The 17739-nt window shown below is 41.9% G+C and carries 20 protein-coding genes; 1 reads left to right on the top strand and 19 read right to left on the bottom strand.

Features of this window, described 5'->3' with window-relative positions; all coding sequences use genetic code 11:
* The first annotated feature begins 46 nt into the window (after window positions 1-46).
* On the top strand, window positions 47-1393 hold the full coding sequence (locus ACZ45G_RS15730; protein ID WP_464179789.1) for a class II 3-deoxy-7-phosphoheptulonate synthase: 1347 nt from the start codon (window positions 47-49) through the stop codon (window positions 1391-1393).
* Between the two features lie 337 nt (window positions 1394-1730).
* Here ACZ45G_RS15730 and ACZ45G_RS15725 read toward each other — a convergent pair whose 3' ends face one another.
* The 19 genes from ACZ45G_RS15725 to tig all read right to left on the bottom strand — a co-directional run bounded on the left by ACZ45G_RS15725 (window position 1731) and on the right by tig (window position 17401).
* A complete protein-coding gene (locus ACZ45G_RS15725) occupies window positions 1731-1952 on the bottom strand; it encodes a HepT-like ribonuclease domain-containing protein (RefSeq protein WP_464179786.1) in 222 nt (73 codons plus the stop codon).
* A gap of 37 nt (window positions 1953-1989) precedes the next feature.
* Entirely contained in the window at window positions 1990-2904 is a 915-nt protein-coding gene (locus ACZ45G_RS15720) for a YncE family protein (RefSeq protein ID WP_464179783.1), read from the bottom strand.
* Between the two features lie 637 nt (window positions 2905-3541).
* Window positions 3542-3667 (bottom strand): hypothetical protein, encoded by a 126-nt coding sequence (locus ACZ45G_RS15715; RefSeq protein ID WP_464179781.1) that lies wholly within the window; start codon window positions 3665-3667, stop codon window positions 3542-3544.
* Between the two features lie 204 nt (window positions 3668-3871).
* Window positions 3872-4276 (bottom strand): DUF1330 domain-containing protein, encoded by a 405-nt coding sequence (locus ACZ45G_RS15710; RefSeq protein ID WP_464179778.1) that lies wholly within the window; start codon window positions 4274-4276, stop codon window positions 3872-3874.
* 254 nt (window positions 4277-4530) lie between these two features.
* Window positions 4531-5403, bottom strand: a complete 873-nt coding sequence (locus tag ACZ45G_RS15705) for a DUF362 domain-containing protein (RefSeq protein ID WP_464179776.1) — start codon at window positions 5401-5403, stop codon at window positions 4531-4533.
* 26 nt (window positions 5404-5429) lie between these two features.
* Window positions 5430-5702, bottom strand: a complete 273-nt coding sequence (locus ACZ45G_RS15700; RefSeq protein WP_464179773.1) for a hypothetical protein — start codon at window positions 5700-5702, stop codon at window positions 5430-5432.
* A 45-nt stretch (window positions 5703-5747) separates the two neighbouring features.
* Window positions 5748-6572 (bottom strand): DUF362 domain-containing protein, encoded by an 825-nt coding sequence (locus tag ACZ45G_RS15695; RefSeq protein ID WP_464179771.1) that lies wholly within the window; start codon window positions 6570-6572, stop codon window positions 5748-5750.
* Between the two features lie 144 nt (window positions 6573-6716).
* Complete coding sequence (locus ACZ45G_RS15690; protein ID WP_464179769.1) at window positions 6717-7760, bottom strand: DUF2804 domain-containing protein; 1044 nt, start codon at window positions 7758-7760, stop codon at window positions 6717-6719.
* Window positions 7761-7864: 104 nt separating this feature from the next.
* On the bottom strand, window positions 7865-8233 hold the full coding sequence (locus tag ACZ45G_RS15685) for a hypothetical protein (RefSeq protein ID WP_464179767.1): 369 nt from the start codon (window positions 8231-8233) through the stop codon (window positions 7865-7867).
* A 55-nt stretch (window positions 8234-8288) separates the two neighbouring features.
* Window positions 8289-9353 carry a sensor domain-containing diguanylate cyclase gene (locus ACZ45G_RS15680; RefSeq protein ID WP_464179765.1) on the bottom strand — a complete coding sequence of 355 codons (1065 nt, stop codon included), beginning with the start codon at window positions 9351-9353 and terminating at the stop codon, window positions 8289-8291.
* Window positions 9354-9894: 541 nt separating this feature from the next.
* A complete protein-coding gene (locus ACZ45G_RS15675; RefSeq protein WP_464179763.1) occupies window positions 9895-10230 on the bottom strand; it encodes a hypothetical protein in 336 nt (111 codons plus the stop codon).
* Window positions 10231-10347: 117 nt separating this feature from the next.
* Window positions 10348-10689 (bottom strand): hypothetical protein, encoded by a 342-nt coding sequence (locus ACZ45G_RS15670; protein ID WP_464179761.1) that lies wholly within the window; start codon window positions 10687-10689, stop codon window positions 10348-10350.
* Between the two features lie 25 nt (window positions 10690-10714).
* A complete protein-coding gene (locus ACZ45G_RS15665; protein ID WP_464179758.1) occupies window positions 10715-11575 on the bottom strand; it encodes a YecA family protein in 861 nt (286 codons plus the stop codon).
* A gap of 276 nt (window positions 11576-11851) precedes the next feature.
* Complete coding sequence (locus ACZ45G_RS15660; RefSeq protein WP_464179756.1) at window positions 11852-12229, bottom strand: hypothetical protein; 378 nt, start codon at window positions 12227-12229, stop codon at window positions 11852-11854.
* Window positions 12230-12366: 137 nt separating this feature from the next.
* Window positions 12367-12663, bottom strand: coding sequence for a hypothetical protein (locus ACZ45G_RS15655; RefSeq protein ID WP_464179754.1), 297 nt, complete (start codon window positions 12661-12663; stop codon window positions 12367-12369).
* Window positions 12664-12752: 89 nt separating this feature from the next.
* Window positions 12753-13838, bottom strand: a complete 1086-nt coding sequence (locus ACZ45G_RS15650; RefSeq protein WP_464179752.1) for a DUF362 domain-containing protein — start codon at window positions 13836-13838, stop codon at window positions 12753-12755.
* Window positions 13839-13887: 49 nt separating this feature from the next.
* Window positions 13888-14616 carry an SDR family NAD(P)-dependent oxidoreductase gene (locus ACZ45G_RS15645; RefSeq protein ID WP_464179962.1) on the bottom strand — a complete coding sequence of 243 codons (729 nt, stop codon included), beginning with the start codon at window positions 14614-14616 and terminating at the stop codon, window positions 13888-13890.
* 131 nt (window positions 14617-14747) lie between these two features.
* Window positions 14748-15719, bottom strand: a complete 972-nt coding sequence (locus ACZ45G_RS15640) for an alpha/beta fold hydrolase (RefSeq protein ID WP_464179749.1) — start codon at window positions 15717-15719, stop codon at window positions 14748-14750.
* Window positions 15720-16120: 401 nt separating this feature from the next.
* Window positions 16121-17401, bottom strand: a complete 1281-nt coding sequence (gene tig / locus ACZ45G_RS15635; protein ID WP_464179747.1) for a trigger factor — start codon at window positions 17399-17401, stop codon at window positions 16121-16123.
* Window positions 17402-17739 lie beyond the last annotated feature (338 nt).

The following is a 17739-nucleotide window of genomic DNA, read 5'->3' as shown; positions in this document are numbered from 1 at the left end:
AAATTAAATACTTAACCTACTAATTTAAGAAAAGAGAATATAAAAAATGGCAACTTTCAAAGAATGGACAAAATCAAGCTGGACAAATCATACGGCGCTTCAACAACCCAACTGGCCGGACCCAGAAAAGTTGGACAAAGTCATCAACAACCTGTCTTTGCTGCCGCCATTGGTTTTTGCAGGAGAAATAAGGGCATTAAAAGAGATGCTGGCCAAGGCCTCAAAAGGAGAGGCGTTCCTGCTTCAGGGTGGTGATTGTTCAGAGGATTTTTCCCATGTTACTGCCCCCAATATCAGGGAAACCTTAAAAGTATTGCTGCAGATGTCCGTGGTCATGACCTATGCCGGCGGAAAACCCACCATCAAAGTCGGCCGGATTGCCGGTCAATTTGCCAAGCCCCGTTCATCAGATACAGAGCTGGTGGATGGGGTTGAGTTGCCGTCCTATCGTGGAGACATGGTCAATAGGATAGACGCCACCATCAAAGACCGGACTCCGAATCCCAAATTAATGCTCAAAGGCTATTATATGGCAGCGTCTACCTTGAATCTGTTGCGGGCATTTACCCGGGGCGGGTATGCAGCCCTGCACAGGGTTCAGGCCTGGAACCACGAGTTTGTGGCTCAATCTCCCATGGGCCGCTCCTATGACCGCCTGGCCAGACAGATTGACAAGGCCATCAAGTTCATGAACACCATTGGTATTCCCACAGATATTCCCCAGATCAACCAGACCCAGTTTTTTACCTCTCATGAAGCCCTGTTATTGCCCTATGAAGAGGCATTGACAAGGATTGATTCCACCACCGGGGATTGGTATGACTGTTCGGCACACATGCTCTGGATTGGAGAGAGGACCCGACAGGTGGAGGGTGCTCACGTGGCATTTTTAAAAGGGGTGCTCAATCCCATTGGGGTTAAAATCGGGCCGGATTATGATATGGATAATATCAAACAGCTTATTGAAACGCTTAACCCTGAAAACGAAGCCGGCCGGTTGACCTTGATCACCAGGATGGGCAGTGATAATATTGAAAAAGTGCTGGCACCCCTGCTTCGCGAGACCAAAAAAGAAGGCTATCATATTGTGTGGAGCTGCGACCCCATGCATGCCAATACCTATACATCGGAATCAGGGCACAAGACCCGGGATTTTAATGAAATTTTAAAGGAAATCACCCGGTTTTTTGAAATCCATTGGGCAGAAGGCACAATTCCGGGAGGGGTCCATCTTGAAATGACCGGTCAGAACGTAACCGAATGTGTAGGCGGGGCCCGGAATATTGTCAGTGAAGAACTTCATAACCGGTATGATACCACTTGTGATCCACGGTTGAATGCCGAGCAGAGTCTGGAAGTGGCCTTCCAGATCGCTGATATGATCAAACACTGATGACCGCATCCTAAGGAAAAGAATTCAGGCGGCTGTTTGACAGCAGTGAATACCTATATTATTGTAGCATTCGCTTTTTCCAGATTAATGCTTCCAGAGTTGAGTTCCTCTCACGAATCCCTCTCCAGGCAAAAGCCAAGGGTTTCATTTTCTTTCGGGCTCCGCACAAAATCATTACTGATAATGCACGCCGAAATAGAAAACTGCCGGTAATACAGCAGGTTGGGTCAAAGCCCAACAATATTAAAAGCGACTTATCTTGTCGCAACGTCAGCATTTTCATTGTTGAGAAGGTAGGTTGTTTATTGATCTGGGAATTCTGAGTTGATATAAAAAATTAGGATTTCAATTCGTGGATAATTCTCTGGATAGTATCCAGAAGTCCAGGGATTTTTCTTTTGCATGTGAAAAATACTGTTTCGGCATTAATATTGGCATAGTGATGTGTAATAATATCCCTCATTCCTTTTGCTTTTTTCCAGTCAATATCTGGATAGCGCGATAGCAGTTTTCTTTCCGTAACTTTATCAAGATTTTTTGAAGAGGTCTTGCAGTTCAAAATTTATTGCCATTTACAGATAAGGCATTGCACCCTGCTATTTTTTTGGAAATTTAATAATATCGTAAATGTACACCTCATGTATCTCTTTCTCATAACCAGTGTAAAAACCTACAGCCATCCCTTCAACAACCTTGGTCCCTCTATTGAACAGGACTAACAGCTGTCCTGTCTTTGGGTCAACGCACAGGCCTTCGATTTCTCCTGTACGGGTAAATTCGTTAAATACCTTCTCCAATTCGACCAATCCACAGGTAGCCGCGGGATCTGCATTCACCTTGTACATGTGGTCAGGTTCCCAGTAATTAGCATCGCCGTCGTCTGCCGTGATAAACAAATGTCCCTCGTAATAATAGACCCCTTGTTGGTACTGTGGCACTGGTTGTAAGTGTAATTTGCCAACATAAGTACCCGTCGTCAGGTCATACTGATAAAGGTATCTACCGTTACACCAATCCGCCATCCAAGCTATCTTACGAATAGGATCTACCGTTATTGCACATACTTCAATTTGTCCGGATTTTTCATCAAACGGTATGGAACGTTTATATTCCAGCGTTTCAGCATCGTATATGGCGATTTGTATATTGAAGCCTCTCCCTTCCTTGAATTCTTCTGCACCGATGTAAAGCTCTCCATTGTAGTAATCGATGTCTCCTATGTGATTGCACACGGCTTCTTTTGGGAATGTCTTAAATGGCTCTTTATTTTCTACAATCATTTTTCCAGTTTTATCGCATTTATAGAGCGCCCTGCTGCCACTAACGTAATAATATGTTCCATCTGTTGCTATTCCCTGTCTTCCTGGTACTTGGATTACTTTCGTTAAACGATAAGAATATAGACCACCTTCATCTACACTGGCAGCATCTGCACAAATAGCAAATGGAATAAGCATTAGGGACATTAGGACTATCCCCAAAAAATTCGACATTCTTATTTTACTCAACATATTGAACCTCCTCTAAATATATACTGCAAGACCTCTATTGAAATTTGTAAAAATAGATATGCATATTTCATTCCATTTCGACAGGTGGTTAAAATGGTAATAGAACTGGAGTCTTTTACAGCATATTAGATGATTTTTTGAGGCTTTCACCTTGGGGATAAAAATGTGCACAGGCTTAGCGGCAGGATAAAATATTTCAGGGTTGGGAAAAAAGGAATAATGGGTTAGTACAAAAAAATGGGAGATGCTATTTTAACAAAGCTGTAGACAGATAGATTTTCATTCAAAAAAGTATACCATATTTTTTTTATTCTTTTCGATTGTGCCTACAAATTCAAAGACGGATCAATAGCTATTTGATTACAAGAAGTGACAGCTTTTTTTACAAAATGATAAATAATTGTTGAAATCTTTTACAGAATGAATGAATTCTCTATCAGAGGCACTGTTGGAATCAATTCAGCGGTGGTAACCAGAGATCCAAGAATGACAGTAGCCCCGTGATCTTTTGTAATCACGTTTCCGGACAAACCGAAATGTCCGATTCCTGATCTAACCGCCAAATATCGATGGGAGATGGGCGGCTTTTCATCAAACGCACCATTAGGGGTGTCTGTCCGATACACCAGATTCGCACTTAACCCTGCGGAGGGGAATCCTTTGATGGCGGATTACCCTCAAGTAGCTTTTGGGTTACAATGCCCACATCAGCAGCTCCCAGATTAGCTGCCAGTTCTTTTATCCGGCTTGTTAATTTTACCATGGCTATCATCCTTTTGTCCTTTTTTTTAACGCCAGCCAGAAGCGGTAGCTGCACGGTACTTTGAATTTAGGTTGTGCAAGCCATGACGACTGTATTTGCAAACACCGAGGGCGATTGCGCTCTGTCTTAATAGCTTTGTCAGTGCCTGATATCCGTATCCATGTGCAATGAGGTAGAAATATGATTGGACCTACAGATTCATATTTATTTGCCACCTTCAATCGTCGCTATTAATCGGGAATCTTTCAGTGCAGATGATCGATGGACAAGAATGTCTTGGTATGAGGCACTGTTAATCATCTCGATAAACATCTCAATAGATGGATACCGAACAAGAAAAATCTGATCCCAACATTCATCGTTAGGACCGATAACCGATGCCAGAGCCTCTCCAAACCACACAATTTCTGCACCATATTTTATTAAATGTTTAAATGCCTCCCCACTGTAGATAGCATATGCGTCTCTTCCAGAGATATCAGACCTGCCATCGGGATACTTGGCATTCTCTCTAAATCTTAGCATATTGATCATTACCACTGGAACTCCTTTGGGAATAGCTGAAATCGATTCTTCCGCCTGACCTGGTATTGAATTTATTGAACTCATTTTATACACTCCAAATTTTAAATTTCTTTTCTATAAAGTTTATTTGTTGCACTAACACCACTATGGTGGACCCCAAAAAAGCGTTGAATTTTGACCCCTTTCAGCGTGACATTGCCCCCCCCCTAACGATTCGTCCAAATTCACCGATGATTTTATCAAACCCTTTCATTAAAGGGTTTGAGTGTTTTAATAGAAATAAAATTTGACCAGATTCAAAAGATTAGAGTTGGCTTAAACTATAGCTCAAGATCAAATTAACATGCATTTTCTCTCGGGTTCCTTTTTGGTGAACCACAGGTATCCAAGACCCCGGACATTTCCCGGACTCGGCTCAACAATTGCTCAAGCAGTTTTTCTTCATTATCCAAGGATAAACCTAGGGCTGAGTTCTTACAATATTGAATACAAACCCCGCATCCCACACAGGATTCACCAATAACCGCTTTATGATCAACAAGATCTATGGCTGAAACAAAACACTTGTCCAGGCATTCACCGCAGCCTGTGCATAATTGAAGATCATTAACAATTTGAATTCCGGGTAATTTCTTATAGGTTTTATCAAGATTGGGGCCTCTTTTTTTCATATGCGTTCTGTAAATACATTGATCATCATCACAAAAACAGATGAATAAAAGCTTGTTAAAATCGGTTAACTGGAAGGCAAATGCATCTATCCACACATGGGCAATATTTGCAACAAGCCCATGGGCTGAGGCGTTTCGAACATGGGCAATGGCTTCCTTGCTGCCCACTCTTTTTCCGTGGGAGGGGTGAATCCTTTTTATTGCCGGGCCAAGGGCCAGGCAGCCAATTGAAAGTCTGGGGCTGTTTCTGTTTTTCAGACCGGCACAATGGCATTCATTCATGATGAAAATTTCATCAATTCTGGCAATCAATTTTTCCATGATTTCCAGGGGAACGGCAGAATAGGTTGGGTCGGTGACTTTTTTATGAATCGGAATGGAGGTCAGCTCATTGTGGGGCCTTTTAAAAAATGGATTGATTATCCATTTTAATACAGGCACATTGCTCAGCTTTTTTCCATATTTAATGATAGGCCAGCTGAGAAAAAGTTGAATTTTAACAAATTTATATGAGGCCCCGTATTTAAAGCAATTCATCATATGTATTCCATGAATTATCTCTTTGGCTATTTATGAATAATTTCTTTCTTTAGAGGGAGCCACCATGTAAAACCGAATAACAGGGTCTTAATGATGGTCCTTGTGATGGGCAGTTTTCTCCCCATGCCAATTTTACAGGCAATTGGAAGTTCAACAACATGGAGCCCAAATACTAATAGGAAAGGGATTAATGATTTAAACCGGTCTTCCGGAAATAGATAATTTCCTAAAATTATCACCGCAACCCATAGAACAAGTGCCTGTATCATTAAAAAATTCCAAACTTTTTTTGAATTCATTTCCATTCCTGATTTGCAGTAGTTAAAAAAGTTATATGACAAAATTTAATCTATCGTTATTCTTTCTTTTATTCGCAGATTTAATTCTTCAAGGGCCTCATCCACATTATCAATTTTTGCAGTTAGTGCTTTTTGAGGACATGAGGCAACACATTGTCCGCACCCCTTGCAATTGTCATGATTTATGTAAATTTTTTCATTAAAAAATGCAATGTTTTTAACAAAGCAGGATTGAATACAGGTCCCGCATTTTATGCATTTTTCATGGTCCACTAATATTGACAGCCCCTTTAATCGAACGATTCGTTCCGTCACAGCCTCGGGTAAAAATTTGCCGGAATTGAACACAGTACAGCAGCAGTGGCAGCAAAAACAAATGGCAAGCAGTTTGCCTTTATCTTTCACCCCCCAGATTAAATTATCAATTTTAACCCGTCCAATCATTGGGGTTAATCCAGCATTAATGCATTTTTTCATGTGCCGGAGGGCCTCTTCCTTTGACAAATGATCGGCTATTCTTTGGTCAATCTCCCTTGATCCGCTTCCAAGCTGAAGACATCCAAAATCTATGGGAAAATTCTTACATGTTTTTTCATCCCTGCAGGTGCATTTTTTTATGGCGACCCTGTAGGAAGATTGGTTGATTAATTTTTCAATGATTTGTTCAGGCAGATAAACATTTTCAATCCCATTGATTTTTTTGTTAATGGGAATGTGGGTGACGTTAAAATTTGTTTCCGACATAAAAGGAAGGGCAAACAATTCTACTAATTTACCAATAACAGGCCATCTTGTCGCCCTTGCACTTTTCCAGGTAAGTGGCCAGATTTTAGCAAGAACCGGAAGCCACCACTCAGCTCTTTTTGACATAGATAACTCCAAATTATTTAAATTAAATTCAAGACTAAAAGTTTTTTAACGTTTCAAAATCTGCGGCTTGTCCGTCAGGATTTTGGTCGTTGTAAAAAGGGCTTAACTCGGTCTCCAGTTTTTTGGGGGAGAATCAGATGTTGGTTACAACCAATTTAAGACATCTTCGGCAAACCCGAAGAATTTATAGATTTTTAATACTGAACCGTCATCAAGGATTACAGATCCTGTAAAATGACCAAACACCTGGTGCTGGACTGATTTGAGAAGCTTGAAATCAAAACGGGACTGTCTGTCCAGCACCGGTATGAAGTCCATCTCAAACCGATGGTCGCTGCTTGTGATTTTCCAAGGCTGCATATAGTCTTCGGTATTCATATGAAAGACCACCTCGTCCAGCTTATGGGCCTTTCCTTTGTAAAAAATCATATTTTCTGACGCTGCTGAGCGATCGCTGAATCCATAGCCAAGGTTCCATCCAAAGGATTCACCATCCAGCATCCCGGATGCAGCCCCCCAGTACCAGCGGTTTTTATAGGTCCAGTTCCCCCGTCCCCAGTCAATGGCGCCAAAGCTTTTGCCAGGGGTAAACTCATATTTTGTGTTACCGATGGTCACATGTCCCGCAGCCGGCATGCAATTGATTTTATGATTATAGTAAAAGGCCTTCCTGTTATCCTCCCAGGAAGTGGCAATGGCCATGCTTTCCATATCCGGGTCCTGTGAGAGCAGGATTTCTCCCTTAAGCCCTTTATTCTTCATCTCATCTGTAAAATGAGTTGTGCCAAAGGACAAACGCCGGACATTGTTTGACACATCAAAGTTCAGGTTCAGCCTGGCGTTTTTAAAACAAGTGGTTCCGGATTCGGATGTTGCCGGCAGACTGGTGCGTCCCCTTGGCAGAAAGGTGAGTGCCTCGACTTGTTGGGATGTCATGTTTTGAAAATCCAGCCAGCAGATGGTGGCAATTCCAATATACCCGAGATCCGCAAGAGTGAGGGTTATACCATATCCTTTTTCAGGATCAAGAACCGAATAATAATCCCATTCCTTAATCCTGTGCCATCCGGCGTTTATTTTCCCACGGTCATATTGCCACAGGGGAGAGGTTGCATACCCCGGGTTGATAACGTGTCCGTTCCTGTCCAATAAATCGCAAGGTTCAGTTATTCGATTCTGTGGAGCCATTGACACCTTTAATCTCCGTCGTTCTTTTAATTGTTTTCAATATCACCAGTGTTGTTAACTGTATACACACCACTATAAACAAGGATCAGCCGGATACGCCCTTATTAATCAGTCTTGCTCGGAGACATAGGGGCTTTGAAAACGAAGGTGGTTACAAACTCAATTAATATGCCGAACACAATACTCATTACAAATGCGGCAAATGAGATCAGGAGGCCCTGGCCTGTAATAAGATCATAAACGGGAAAAGGGAATCCGATTATTAACCCTATGAACGCCCCGTGCTGAACCCAGGTGAGCCGAAGTGCAGATATACCGATCACAAATCCTATCATCAATCGGCTTGTCATCACAAATAAGAGCGCAAGCGGGGTAAAGGTCATACCAAACATCAGTTTGCCACCGATAATACAAATAAGGCCTGCGATCAGTCCCAGAATCGTTGCGATTAAAATTCTTTTTTTATATGCCATTTTACCCATGTTAAAACCTGAAGCCTGAACTGGATTATTCGAAATATTACAAGAGTCATTTTATGGTTACTCGGTCTTTACCACTTTCTTTGCTCATGAACAGGCATTTGTCTGCCTCTGCCAAAAGATGACGCTTGTCGCCTGCATCTTCAGGATATGTGGCAAGACCGAAAGAGGCTGTGAGCTTTATGCTGAGACCTTCTTTTTTCAAAAAATTGGTGCTGCTGATTTCCTGCTTCATTTTTTCTGATTTGATGCGTGCCTTATCCTTGCCTTGATTTGGAAGGATCACCACATACTCATCTCCTCCATAACGGACGATGCAGTCCTGCGACTCGAGCTGCTTATGAACCGCCTCGGCGACTTCCCGAAGCACTTTAGAACCGATAAGGTGGCCGTGGGTGTCAACTACTTTTTTAAAGTTATCCATATCGAAAAAGACAAGTGACAACTCGCTTTTTTTATGGTGCTCAGATTCCAGATAACGATCAAGAAAATTATGCAGGAAACGGGTATTGTAAAAACCGGAAACATCATCTGTAAGGCTTGCCGTTTCCAGTCGGACGTTAGATTCTTCCAATATTTTCTGGTATTCGACAAGCTTCCGCTTGTACCGTGCCTCTTCATCTATATGCTTGCGAAGTTCCAATTGGTCCATGACCTGGCGCGTCAGAGCTCGAAGCGATTCCATCTGCACTTCATTCAGATTACGGGGCTTTCGGTCAATAACGCAGAGGGTGCCCAGCGCTTCGCCGCCTACAGTAACAAGGGGCGAACCTGCATAGAACCTTATCTTTTGTTCACCGGTTACCAGTGGATTGTCTGAAAAACGTTCATCCTCGAGGGTGTCCGGCACAACTAAAACATCATTTTCAAGGATTGCATGGGAGCAGAAAGAAATGTCGCGCGGTGTTTCCTCAACCTCAAGTCCAATTTTGGACTTGAACCACTGACGATTACTGTCAACCAAACTGATCAAGGCAATAGGGGTACCGCTTATATGAGAAGCGAGTCGGGTAATATCATCAAATGACATCTCGGGCAAGGTGTCTAGGATATTATACTCTTGCAGGGCCTTCAGTCGTTTGACTTCGTTTTCCGGTAGTGATGCTTTTTTCATATTCGTTTGACGCTTTCAGTAGAATATTTAGGATCTCCGGCTTAAATAAGCCATAAAAATATAATTATCCAATATGTAGACCGTAGCATCCCATTTTTGTTGGGCGATGGGGTAGGTGAGTTATACCCTAAATATATGAAATTTTCAAATAATCTTCTACCCAAGCCCATAAAATTTGCTTTAACGCCGAGTTGAGCTGCGACTGATAAGGATGTCTGCTCGAACTCGTGGTTCTATGCGCCTGCGGCTGCGATATACTTAGTCAACTCGGCGTTCAATGCGCCGCAGGCGCGTTGAACGCTTCTCTTCACCAGTGGAAACGTAGCGACAGCGAAGTTTCCATCTGTGTGCAAGAGCATTGTTGGAAATAAGTTTAAATTACTTCGCGCTTTGTGAAAAATTGAGTTTCATTATTTCCGTAATGCTTGAGGGCTTTATCAGAGCACTGCTGGAATTTTCTATGATTTCAGCTAAGAAGGATTAATGCAAGGGACAGGTGAAGCGATGGAAGAGGAACCAAAAAAATCCGCGGAACAATTGGTTATGCTTGTTTCTGTTGTGTGGCTTTAAATTCAGAATCTTCGCCTTCATGGAAAAACAAATGCCCTGAAAGATTTTTATCTTTTATTATTGCAAAACCTCTCCCAGATGCTTGGTCCATTTCATCATTCCCTTCCCACGAAAATTCCACAGCTTCATTTCCTTCCCTCTCTGAATAACGACAATCCATAAAACCGTGAACGTACCCAAATTGAAATTTTCCCATTCCGTCTTTACTGAATGAAATGTAACCTGGAACTTCAGCATCAATGAAATCTTGATCCCATTGTTCCATCTCGCATATTCGCCACTTTCCAAGAAATTTATTTTTATCCATTACAATACTCTCTCTTTCTTCACAACGCCGCTATAAGCTGCCAAAAATGCCGACACTGAAGCATTCAAATTTAACGAAACTAAAACTCGGCTTTTTTTGTCACCTTGAGTTCATTTGTTATAATTTTTCTCGTACTATTTTTTTTGTTTCTAAGTCAAGTATTTCATGACAAAGCGTAACATCAAACCATTCAAGAAATGTTTTATAAGTTCTGTTGGAAGGCCATTCTTTTTTTATTACATTCCAACTATCCAATTCATATTCAAATATTTTGAGATAATTGGGCTCTAATACCTCATTAATATCTTCATCATATGTCCAGTCTATTAGGTAAACATGCTTTTCATTTAATCTCTGTCTGAGATCTTCTATTGAACTTTCATTATAAAGCTTTGCCCATTCAATATATGGGCTTTTGGGATAGACATATAATGCAGATCGATTTGCAATTTCTTTCATTTTACCTCAAATTAATCTGCGGTTTTTATCCGCAGCATTTTTTATATTTTCTCCCACTGCCGCATGGGCATGGTTTATTTCTTCCTATTTTCAGGGTTTCCATGGGCTTCTCAGGTGAATAGTTTTTTTTTCGGCAATTTAGATAGATGGCTTTCAGTTTTTTATGCCTGATGAGCAATTGCTTGTAAAAATCAGTGTTTTGCTCCTCTATGGCAAATTGGATTGTCCCCAAAGCTATTGAGAAAGAAGGCCCTTCTGCTATTCCCCAGCTTTTTTTGGCATATTTCAATGTCAGGGAACACAATTCTTCTGCTTCCCTATTCGTTTCTTTAACAGATACAATATCCAGATTAGTGTCCGTACATGAGCATTTAGGCAGCAGGCAATATTGGTCAAAAATTAAATAATCCTCACCATTAATATTGACTTGCATCTGGTCTCCATAGGGTAGGACGTCATTGTAAGCATACATTAATCCTTCCTGCTCCACTGCCTCATAATCAAAGAACCCCTCAATGGAATCGATATTCGCCTTTTCGGTAATCTGATTCTTAAAGGCAAACTGTTTTTTAAATAAAAACGTAAAATCGTCATCGTCTAACTGAGATAAAACCAAGTTTCCAAATGCCAAATCTTTTGAAAGCCTTTTATCTTCTGATTTGGAATTCAGCTTCTTTTCGGTCAGATCAATATCAACCCTGTGGGAAGGCAAGGCCCGCCCGTTTTGATTTTCGTCCTGTAAAGACGTAAAGGTAATGTCAATAGACTTACAGGTGCACACAGGGTTAGTGCATGAAGAAAATGAACAATCAAAGATTTCCGTATTTCCATCCTTCAGGATTAAAGCGATGCTTTTTCCTGTACTCTCCTCCTTTTTAAATACCATGTTACGTCCTTATTACCCTAAAAATCCTTTTTTTAACCAAAAATTCACCTGATTCCAAAGGCCAGCAGTTTTTTGTATCAGGTGAATAGGCGGGCCAATTTAGCTTTATACCGAACATCTAATTTCTTTTTTCATTCTAAACTTTTGAGGCCTCAACTAAATCAGAGATCATCCTCCTGGGGGTGATTGTTTTATTGTCCTTCGCTATATGGTGTAAATTAGCCAACTCCAGAACAGGGACCGGCTTTTGGGGTCAGCTTTAGCGTAATTGTTGTGCTAATTTATTGATTTCAAATATTTATACAATTTTTTACAACTACTATCAAATGAAATCATTTCTGATTCTGAATCAATATGATTTGAATATGGTCCGCCTCTACTGTCGACGAATTTTAATACCAATTCTAATTCATTCAGAGTCCTTAACTCTTCTTCCTGCTCCACTCTATCAATGAGTTCGCCACCAAGAAGCCAAATGTTATTGGTATGCTTTTTAATTGTTTTTTTTGTAAACTGCTTTTCAATTAAAAACCTAAAAAATGGAATAAAGATGTTTCTTAAAATTCTTTCTCCAACTTCAATATCTCTCTTTTCACGTTTCCAGCTATTTGGCCATTCGTCTGTATTTTTGCAGTAGTCTGTTATTTTATTCATATTTTTATTTTTTTAATTTTGCTCTTATGCATAACCCAAAAACCCTGCGGTTAGGGGAAAAATATTTTTTAGGGTTTCTTTAACTTATATTTACAAAGAAGGCCACTTAACAGTTGGTCGCCTGCATTTCTTTAGTCTCAAATTACCTTACATTTCATTTCGATAAATTGAACAGCTTCTTCAAAATGCATGTTATACAAAGATAAAGCATCATCCTCAGTTAAAGATATGTTGAATTCTTCCTCAATATTATAGATCTGGTCGCATTCATAAATTTCATCGGGTGGGTTTGCAATTGACCACATACAGCACATCTGATTTGTATCCCGGTGCTTATAACGTTGTACATGCTTCCGATAAATTTTAAAGAATTTTTCTTCAATGCTTTTATTTTCTTTATTCATAAGAATTTCCATTTTTAATGTTGAGCTCACTAGCTCTCCTTCGTGCAGCGGCTTGTTAACCCAAATAACCGGCTTGTCCGTGTTCATTTGGATTGTTGAACATTTTTCCATTACAAAAGCTATAGATTTTTCAGGTAATTAACGATTTCATAAGGTTCAGGAGGACATCCGGGAACAAATGAAGAGCACCCGGAAAGGCAGTCACCCACTCCCGGCCCATCTAAATTTTTTTTCTTAAATCCTTGCCCGATACATACTGTTTCAGGCAAGAATAACCCTTCTTCCTGCATTTGTTTCAATGCCTGTGCCAGGGCGGAAAAACAGGCACTGCATGCCCCTTTCGCATTTATATGGCCTGAAAGTGCCGTAGCAAGAGACGATTGCTGAAGATTGGTCAATCCCTCTCCCTTATTCAAGGCATGCAGGGTATCAGTAGACACTGCTGAAGATCCTGCCCCCAGGGTGACTGCTTTTTTAATATAGGGAACATTTGATGTTTTCAACCCCAACAGGGAACAGGCATAACTATCCAGAAGAACCGGGTCCAGAGCCGCCATAAAAAGATTAAGTGTAAAGGGATTCCCCCCTTCTTCAAAAGAAGGATCTCCCTCCAGGGCATCCACCAGTATCAAATCAGATTTAAGGATTTCATTCAGATCCGCAATTGCCTGAAAAAGACCTTCCCGATGATATCGCTGTTTTTCACTGTTGGGAATGCAGCCTTTCAGATTTTTCAGAGCACAGGTCATAGCTGTCTGGCAATGACCTTTGAGTACAGGGATGTTAATGAGTCGGTCCAATTCCAGGATCGATTGGCAGATTTGATATTCTCCGTTAGATCCTTCACATAGCACAGAAGCATCCTGCTGAAGGTCCACTAGAGGAACAGAGTACTTTTTAGAAATATCTGAATAGCCACAAACTTTAAACGCCTTTTCTGTTCGGTCCCCCACCCAGGAACCTTCCAGAATGCTGATATGCTGAAATCCTTTTTTTTGAAGGAAGGTGATTATTCCTGCACAGAATTCAGGGTGAGTCGTTGCACCGGAGGATGCCTTTTTGGAGACAACCAGATTTGGCTTCAGCCCAATATGATCTGAAAAGGACCAGTTTTTCCATATCCCGGAAGATTCTATCAGGATTTTCCCTGCTTCAAAGGGATCTTTACCATACCAACAAAGGATCTTATTTTTTAACAGGGTCAATTTGTTCCTCTAAGGTTTGGGTGAGCCGCAGCCGAAATAAATTTCATTTTCAACATACGCCTCCAAGGGCTACGGTAATGGCTTCGCCGTTGACGCCACTGGATTCCTCGGATGCCAGGAAGGCGATCACCTCGGCCACTTCTCCGGGTGTCACCACCCGGCCCGCCGGGTAAAGCGCAGCTCTTTCGGCCCACACCTCATCCGGGGTGGTACCACGTTGTGCGGCTTCTGCTTCGGCCGAAATATCAGCCATTGGGGTTCGCACCCAGCCGGGAAGCACCGCGTTGGAAGTCACGCCATACGGCCCGGCATCCTGGGCAACCGAGCGCATCAAACCCAGAAGACCGTGTTTTGAGCTGTTGTAAGCGCTGCCAGCGTACTCCGCCACCTGTCCGGCCGTCGAACTTGTAAACACAAGTCGGCCGTAACCCTGTTCAATCATATCTTTGACAACTAAACATGACAGGAAATAAGGACCATCCAGGTTGATGCGCATGGTTTCACGCCAGAGCTCCGGCTCCTGCTCCCATATCACCCGCTCATGGGCCGAACCAATACCGTGATTGCACACCAGGATTGCAACCGGCCCCAGTCGATCCTGTGTTCCTTCCACCGCAAGTTTACAGCCGTCAGGTGTACCCAAATCCGCCACAATGTAGTCCAGGCCCAGCGTCTGCAATTCATTCTCACTGCGCGCAACGGCCATTACACGTGCACCGCGTGACGCCAGGAGCTCAGCCGTCACCCGCCCGATTCCCCGCCCCGCACCCGTTACCATCACCACCCGCCCTTTTACTCCTGGCATACTACACCCCATTTCGATGAATAATTCATGTTTCTTTTCAATTCTCATTTTATTAAAATTGAAAACTTTTATCCTAATTTATTAATATAATACTACCCGGACTATTATTGTCCAAAAAAAGACACCAGTAATCCAGTATACACATCTGATTCATTAAGATAAGGGAAATGTCCTGCTGCATGAAAAGTATGTACCTGTGCTGTAGGGTAAAGAGCTTTTAATTGTTTTTGCAGACTCTCTTCCACAAGCGGATCATTATCAGCTTCGATAATCATCACAGGAATACCTGATAATTTTGGATCAGGAGGGCTGAATGACTCTATCACAGCTTTTGCACGTGATAAAACCTGTGCTTTTACCATACGCCCGGATATCTGCTCCATCATATAAGCCAGTACAAGCTCAGAATGCCCAGCAGCAGGGTAAATGTTTTTATTAAAACTTTTACTCAATACTTTCATGACAAGCCAGTCAGGTAAAAAAGGTAATATTTTGATAAGCGATTCATTCTTTTGACGCAAAATATCATTGGGTGGAAAGGTATTTCCTAAAACAGCTTTCTCAATACGCTCCGGATGATTTTTCATCAGATACTGTACAAGGTATCCTCCAAAAGATGATCCTGCAACATTTACGCTTTGAATCTTTTCAGCATCAAGGACAGACAAAACTCCTTTGCTTATGTTTTCCAGCGTATCCACCGGAGGATAGGTTACACTGATTACTTTATAAGTATTTGAAAGCGTCTTCATCTGCTGCCACCAGATGTCATACGCTCCTGTCATTCCATGCAGAAATAAAATGGTTTTTTTCCCCTTCCCAAACACCACATATTGCCAGTCATGCTCACCAACATGAGCATATTTAGGAGGATATTGCGTACGAAAATCTAAAAGAGGCTGACTCTTTTGCAAATCAACTTTTTTATATAATTCATCAAAAGAATTCTGGGGCACAGGCCATAAATAGAAAATAACCAATGCAACAATAAAAATACTAAGGGCAATTAGTGTTTTTTTCATAAGGGGCTTTTTTTGTCTCCTTTTTGCGATGGCTATATAGCTATTTTTTATCATTTATGCACACATCAAGTATTGCTGTCAAATAGGAAAATTATCTTTGGCTGAGAATATTATTAAAGAGGATGTTAAAATGAGATTTTAATTTTAAATGAGGTGAAATTCTTACTTTCATAATGTTCTTAAATATAATGTTTAGCTCACTAGCTCACCTACGTGCAGCGGCTTGTTAACGGGCCCGAGGAAAGTGGGGTAGGGCAATCATCCTCTCTGCCGCTTAAACTTTTGATTCGCTGTTTGTATTAACGAAGTTATACCGCCGCGCTTCAAAAGTTTAAGCGGTAGCATATAATCAGTCAATTGTCCGATTCCGTTTCCAACGCTTGAGAAAGGCCCTGGATTCAAGCCCACCCGGATTGATCTGCTGGAGCTGGGAAGGGGGCCGTTACTGAGCCGAATTAAGCGGCAGGGGTAATACAGGCTTGATTGTAGAGAAAGTTGATAACCTGCTCTACCATCAGATCTTTTTTGATCTGTGAAAACCGTCCTGATTTTTGTGCCTGGATGATAAAGTCTTTTACATCTTTTTTGTCCCGGGCAGCTAGTTCGTAGATCCGTTTTCCAACTATCTCTTCAGAGAGGGTGATTTTTTCCTTCATTGCAATGCACATCATCAACAGCTGGACTTTAGCGGCATTTTCAGCAAAAGGCTTTTGTTTTTTCTCCAGGGCCGGTAATTGTTTTTTTGCCTCCTCCCAGGGGACACCAGCGGCTTTCAAGGGTTTGAAGTGAGATGCCACGGCCTTATTTATATGGTGGCGCACAAAACTTGGGACCAGGGGCACGTCTATTTTCTCAAGAAGGTTTTTCACCAGTCTCTGTTTGGCTTCCTGGTTATACTCCCGCTCCAGCCTGGCCAGCTGTCTCTGCTTAATGTTTTCGTGCATTTGCTCAACAGAAGAGACATTGGCCACTTTCATGGCAAAGGCTTCATCCACCTGGGGGAGCGTTTTTTGGTAAATTACTTTAAGGGTGACCTGCACAGAAACGCTTTGCCCTGCCATCTCAAGGATATGGAAATCGTCCGGGAAATCCAGTGTTTCTGTACGGGTTTCACCAGGTTTCAGGGTATAAATCAGGGCGTCAAAGGAATCAAAAAAGTCTTTTCCCATGGTCATCTGAAAAGGGGTATCTCCAGAGGTGAACAGGGAAGCAAAATCCCCATCTGCCATGAAGACGATTTCAGCGACTTCACCTTTTTCAGGTCCACGTGGCTCTGTTATTGGTTCCAGAGTTGAAAATTCTTCCTGGTATGCCGCTACAAGTTCGTCCACCTTTGCGTCAGTGATTGTTGGTGTTTTCTGTCTAATTTTCATGCCTTTGTACTTGGGCAGATCTAATTCAGGCAGGACTTCCACCACAAAGGAGAAGGTAAGGTCCTTCCCACGCTCAATCGGTCCGGCTGCAGAAACCTGAAAGCGGTTTAGCGGAGAGAGTTTCGCCTTTTTCAGGACCGCTCCTGCGTGCTGGTTGTAAAGCAGCTCCCCAGCCTGGGCCATGATCTCATTCCGGAATCTGGATTCAATGCTCTTTAAAAGAACCTTGCCTTTGCGAAATCCTTTTCGGCTGGTTTGGCTTTGATACCGCGCTACCACTTTATCAATGACAGCATCCACCTCCCGGGCCGGGATGGTGAGTTCTATTTTTCTTCTAATCTGGTTTAAGGTCTCTATTTTCATTTGGGCCTAGCCTTTCATCTGATATTAATCCCAGCATCTGTCCTATGCCGAGGCCTGGGCAAAATAAACTAACCAGGCAGTTTTGGCAACGGTTTTGTGGAAGAGAAGAAACAGGCATTGAGTTCGAAATTCTGGAAAAGAGTCAATTTTGCATGCTGTTTAACACTGACATCTGCGGCTTGCCCGTCAGCATGTTCCTTGTTTGGGTTAAATCTCTTAAATGGCCCATTTGATTATCAAAATGAAGTCACTAAGAGCTATTTTTCGTTACTCCTGAAGTTTTTATCTATATTAACAGTAGGTTGTCTTGTTTCGCTTGGTCCGACCCTAAAGTATTA

The sequence above is a fragment of the Desulfoconvexum algidum genome (genome assembly GCF_055382125.1).
The sequence above is the reverse complement of the archived record's forward strand: the minus strand, read 5'-3'. Positions and strand labels throughout refer to the sequence as shown.

Excerpts from the sequence above, each read along its gene's own strand:
- ACZ45G_RS15730 (WP_464179789.1), top strand. The coding sequence starts at position 47 with ATGGCAACTTTCAAAGAATGGACAAAATCAAGCTGGACAAATCATACG.
- ACZ45G_RS15720 (WP_464179783.1), bottom strand. The coding sequence starts at position 2,904 with ATGTTGAGTAAAATAAGAATGTCGAATTTTTTGGGGATAGTCCTAATG.
- ACZ45G_RS15715 (WP_464179781.1), bottom strand. The coding sequence starts at position 3,667 with ATGGTAAAATTAACAAGCCGGATAAAAGAACTGGCAGCTAATCTGGGA.
- ACZ45G_RS15710 (WP_464179778.1), bottom strand. The coding sequence starts at position 4,276 with ATGAGTTCAATAAATTCAATACCAGGTCAGGCGGAAGAATCGATTTCA.
- ACZ45G_RS15705 (WP_464179776.1), bottom strand. The coding sequence starts at position 5,403 with ATGATGAATTGCTTTAAATACGGGGCCTCATATAAATTTGTTAAAATT.
- ACZ45G_RS15700 (WP_464179773.1), bottom strand. The coding sequence starts at position 5,702 with ATGAATTCAAAAAAAGTTTGGAATTTTTTAATGATACAGGCACTTGTT.
- ACZ45G_RS15695 (WP_464179771.1), bottom strand. The coding sequence starts at position 6,572 with ATGTCAAAAAGAGCTGAGTGGTGGCTTCCGGTTCTTGCTAAAATCTGG.
- ACZ45G_RS15690 (WP_464179769.1), bottom strand. The coding sequence starts at position 7,760 with ATGGCTCCACAGAATCGAATAACTGAACCTTGCGATTTATTGGACAGG.
- ACZ45G_RS15685 (WP_464179767.1), bottom strand. The coding sequence starts at position 8,233 with ATGGCATATAAAAAAAGAATTTTAATCGCAACGATTCTGGGACTGATC.
- ACZ45G_RS15680 (WP_464179765.1), bottom strand. The coding sequence starts at position 9,353 with ATGAAAAAAGCATCACTACCGGAAAACGAAGTCAAACGACTGAAGGCC.
- ACZ45G_RS15675 (WP_464179763.1), bottom strand. The coding sequence starts at position 10,230 with ATGGATAAAAATAAATTTCTTGGAAAGTGGCGAATATGCGAGATGGAA.
- ACZ45G_RS15670 (WP_464179761.1), bottom strand. The coding sequence starts at position 10,689 with ATGAAAGAAATTGCAAATCGATCTGCATTATATGTCTATCCCAAAAGC.
- ACZ45G_RS15665 (WP_464179758.1), bottom strand. The coding sequence starts at position 11,575 with ATGGTATTTAAAAAGGAGGAGAGTACAGGAAAAAGCATCGCTTTAATC.
- ACZ45G_RS15660 (WP_464179756.1), bottom strand. The coding sequence starts at position 12,229 with ATGAATAAAATAACAGACTACTGCAAAAATACAGACGAATGGCCAAAT.
- ACZ45G_RS15645 (WP_464179962.1), bottom strand. The coding sequence starts at position 14,616 with ATGGTAACGGGTGCGGGGCGGGGAATCGGGCGGGTGACGGCTGAGCTC.
- ACZ45G_RS15640 (WP_464179749.1), bottom strand. The coding sequence starts at position 15,719 with ATGATAAAAAATAGCTATATAGCCATCGCAAAAAGGAGACAAAAAAAG.
- tig (WP_464179747.1), bottom strand. The coding sequence starts at position 17,401 with ATGAAAATAGAGACCTTAAACCAGATTAGAAGAAAAATAGAACTCACC.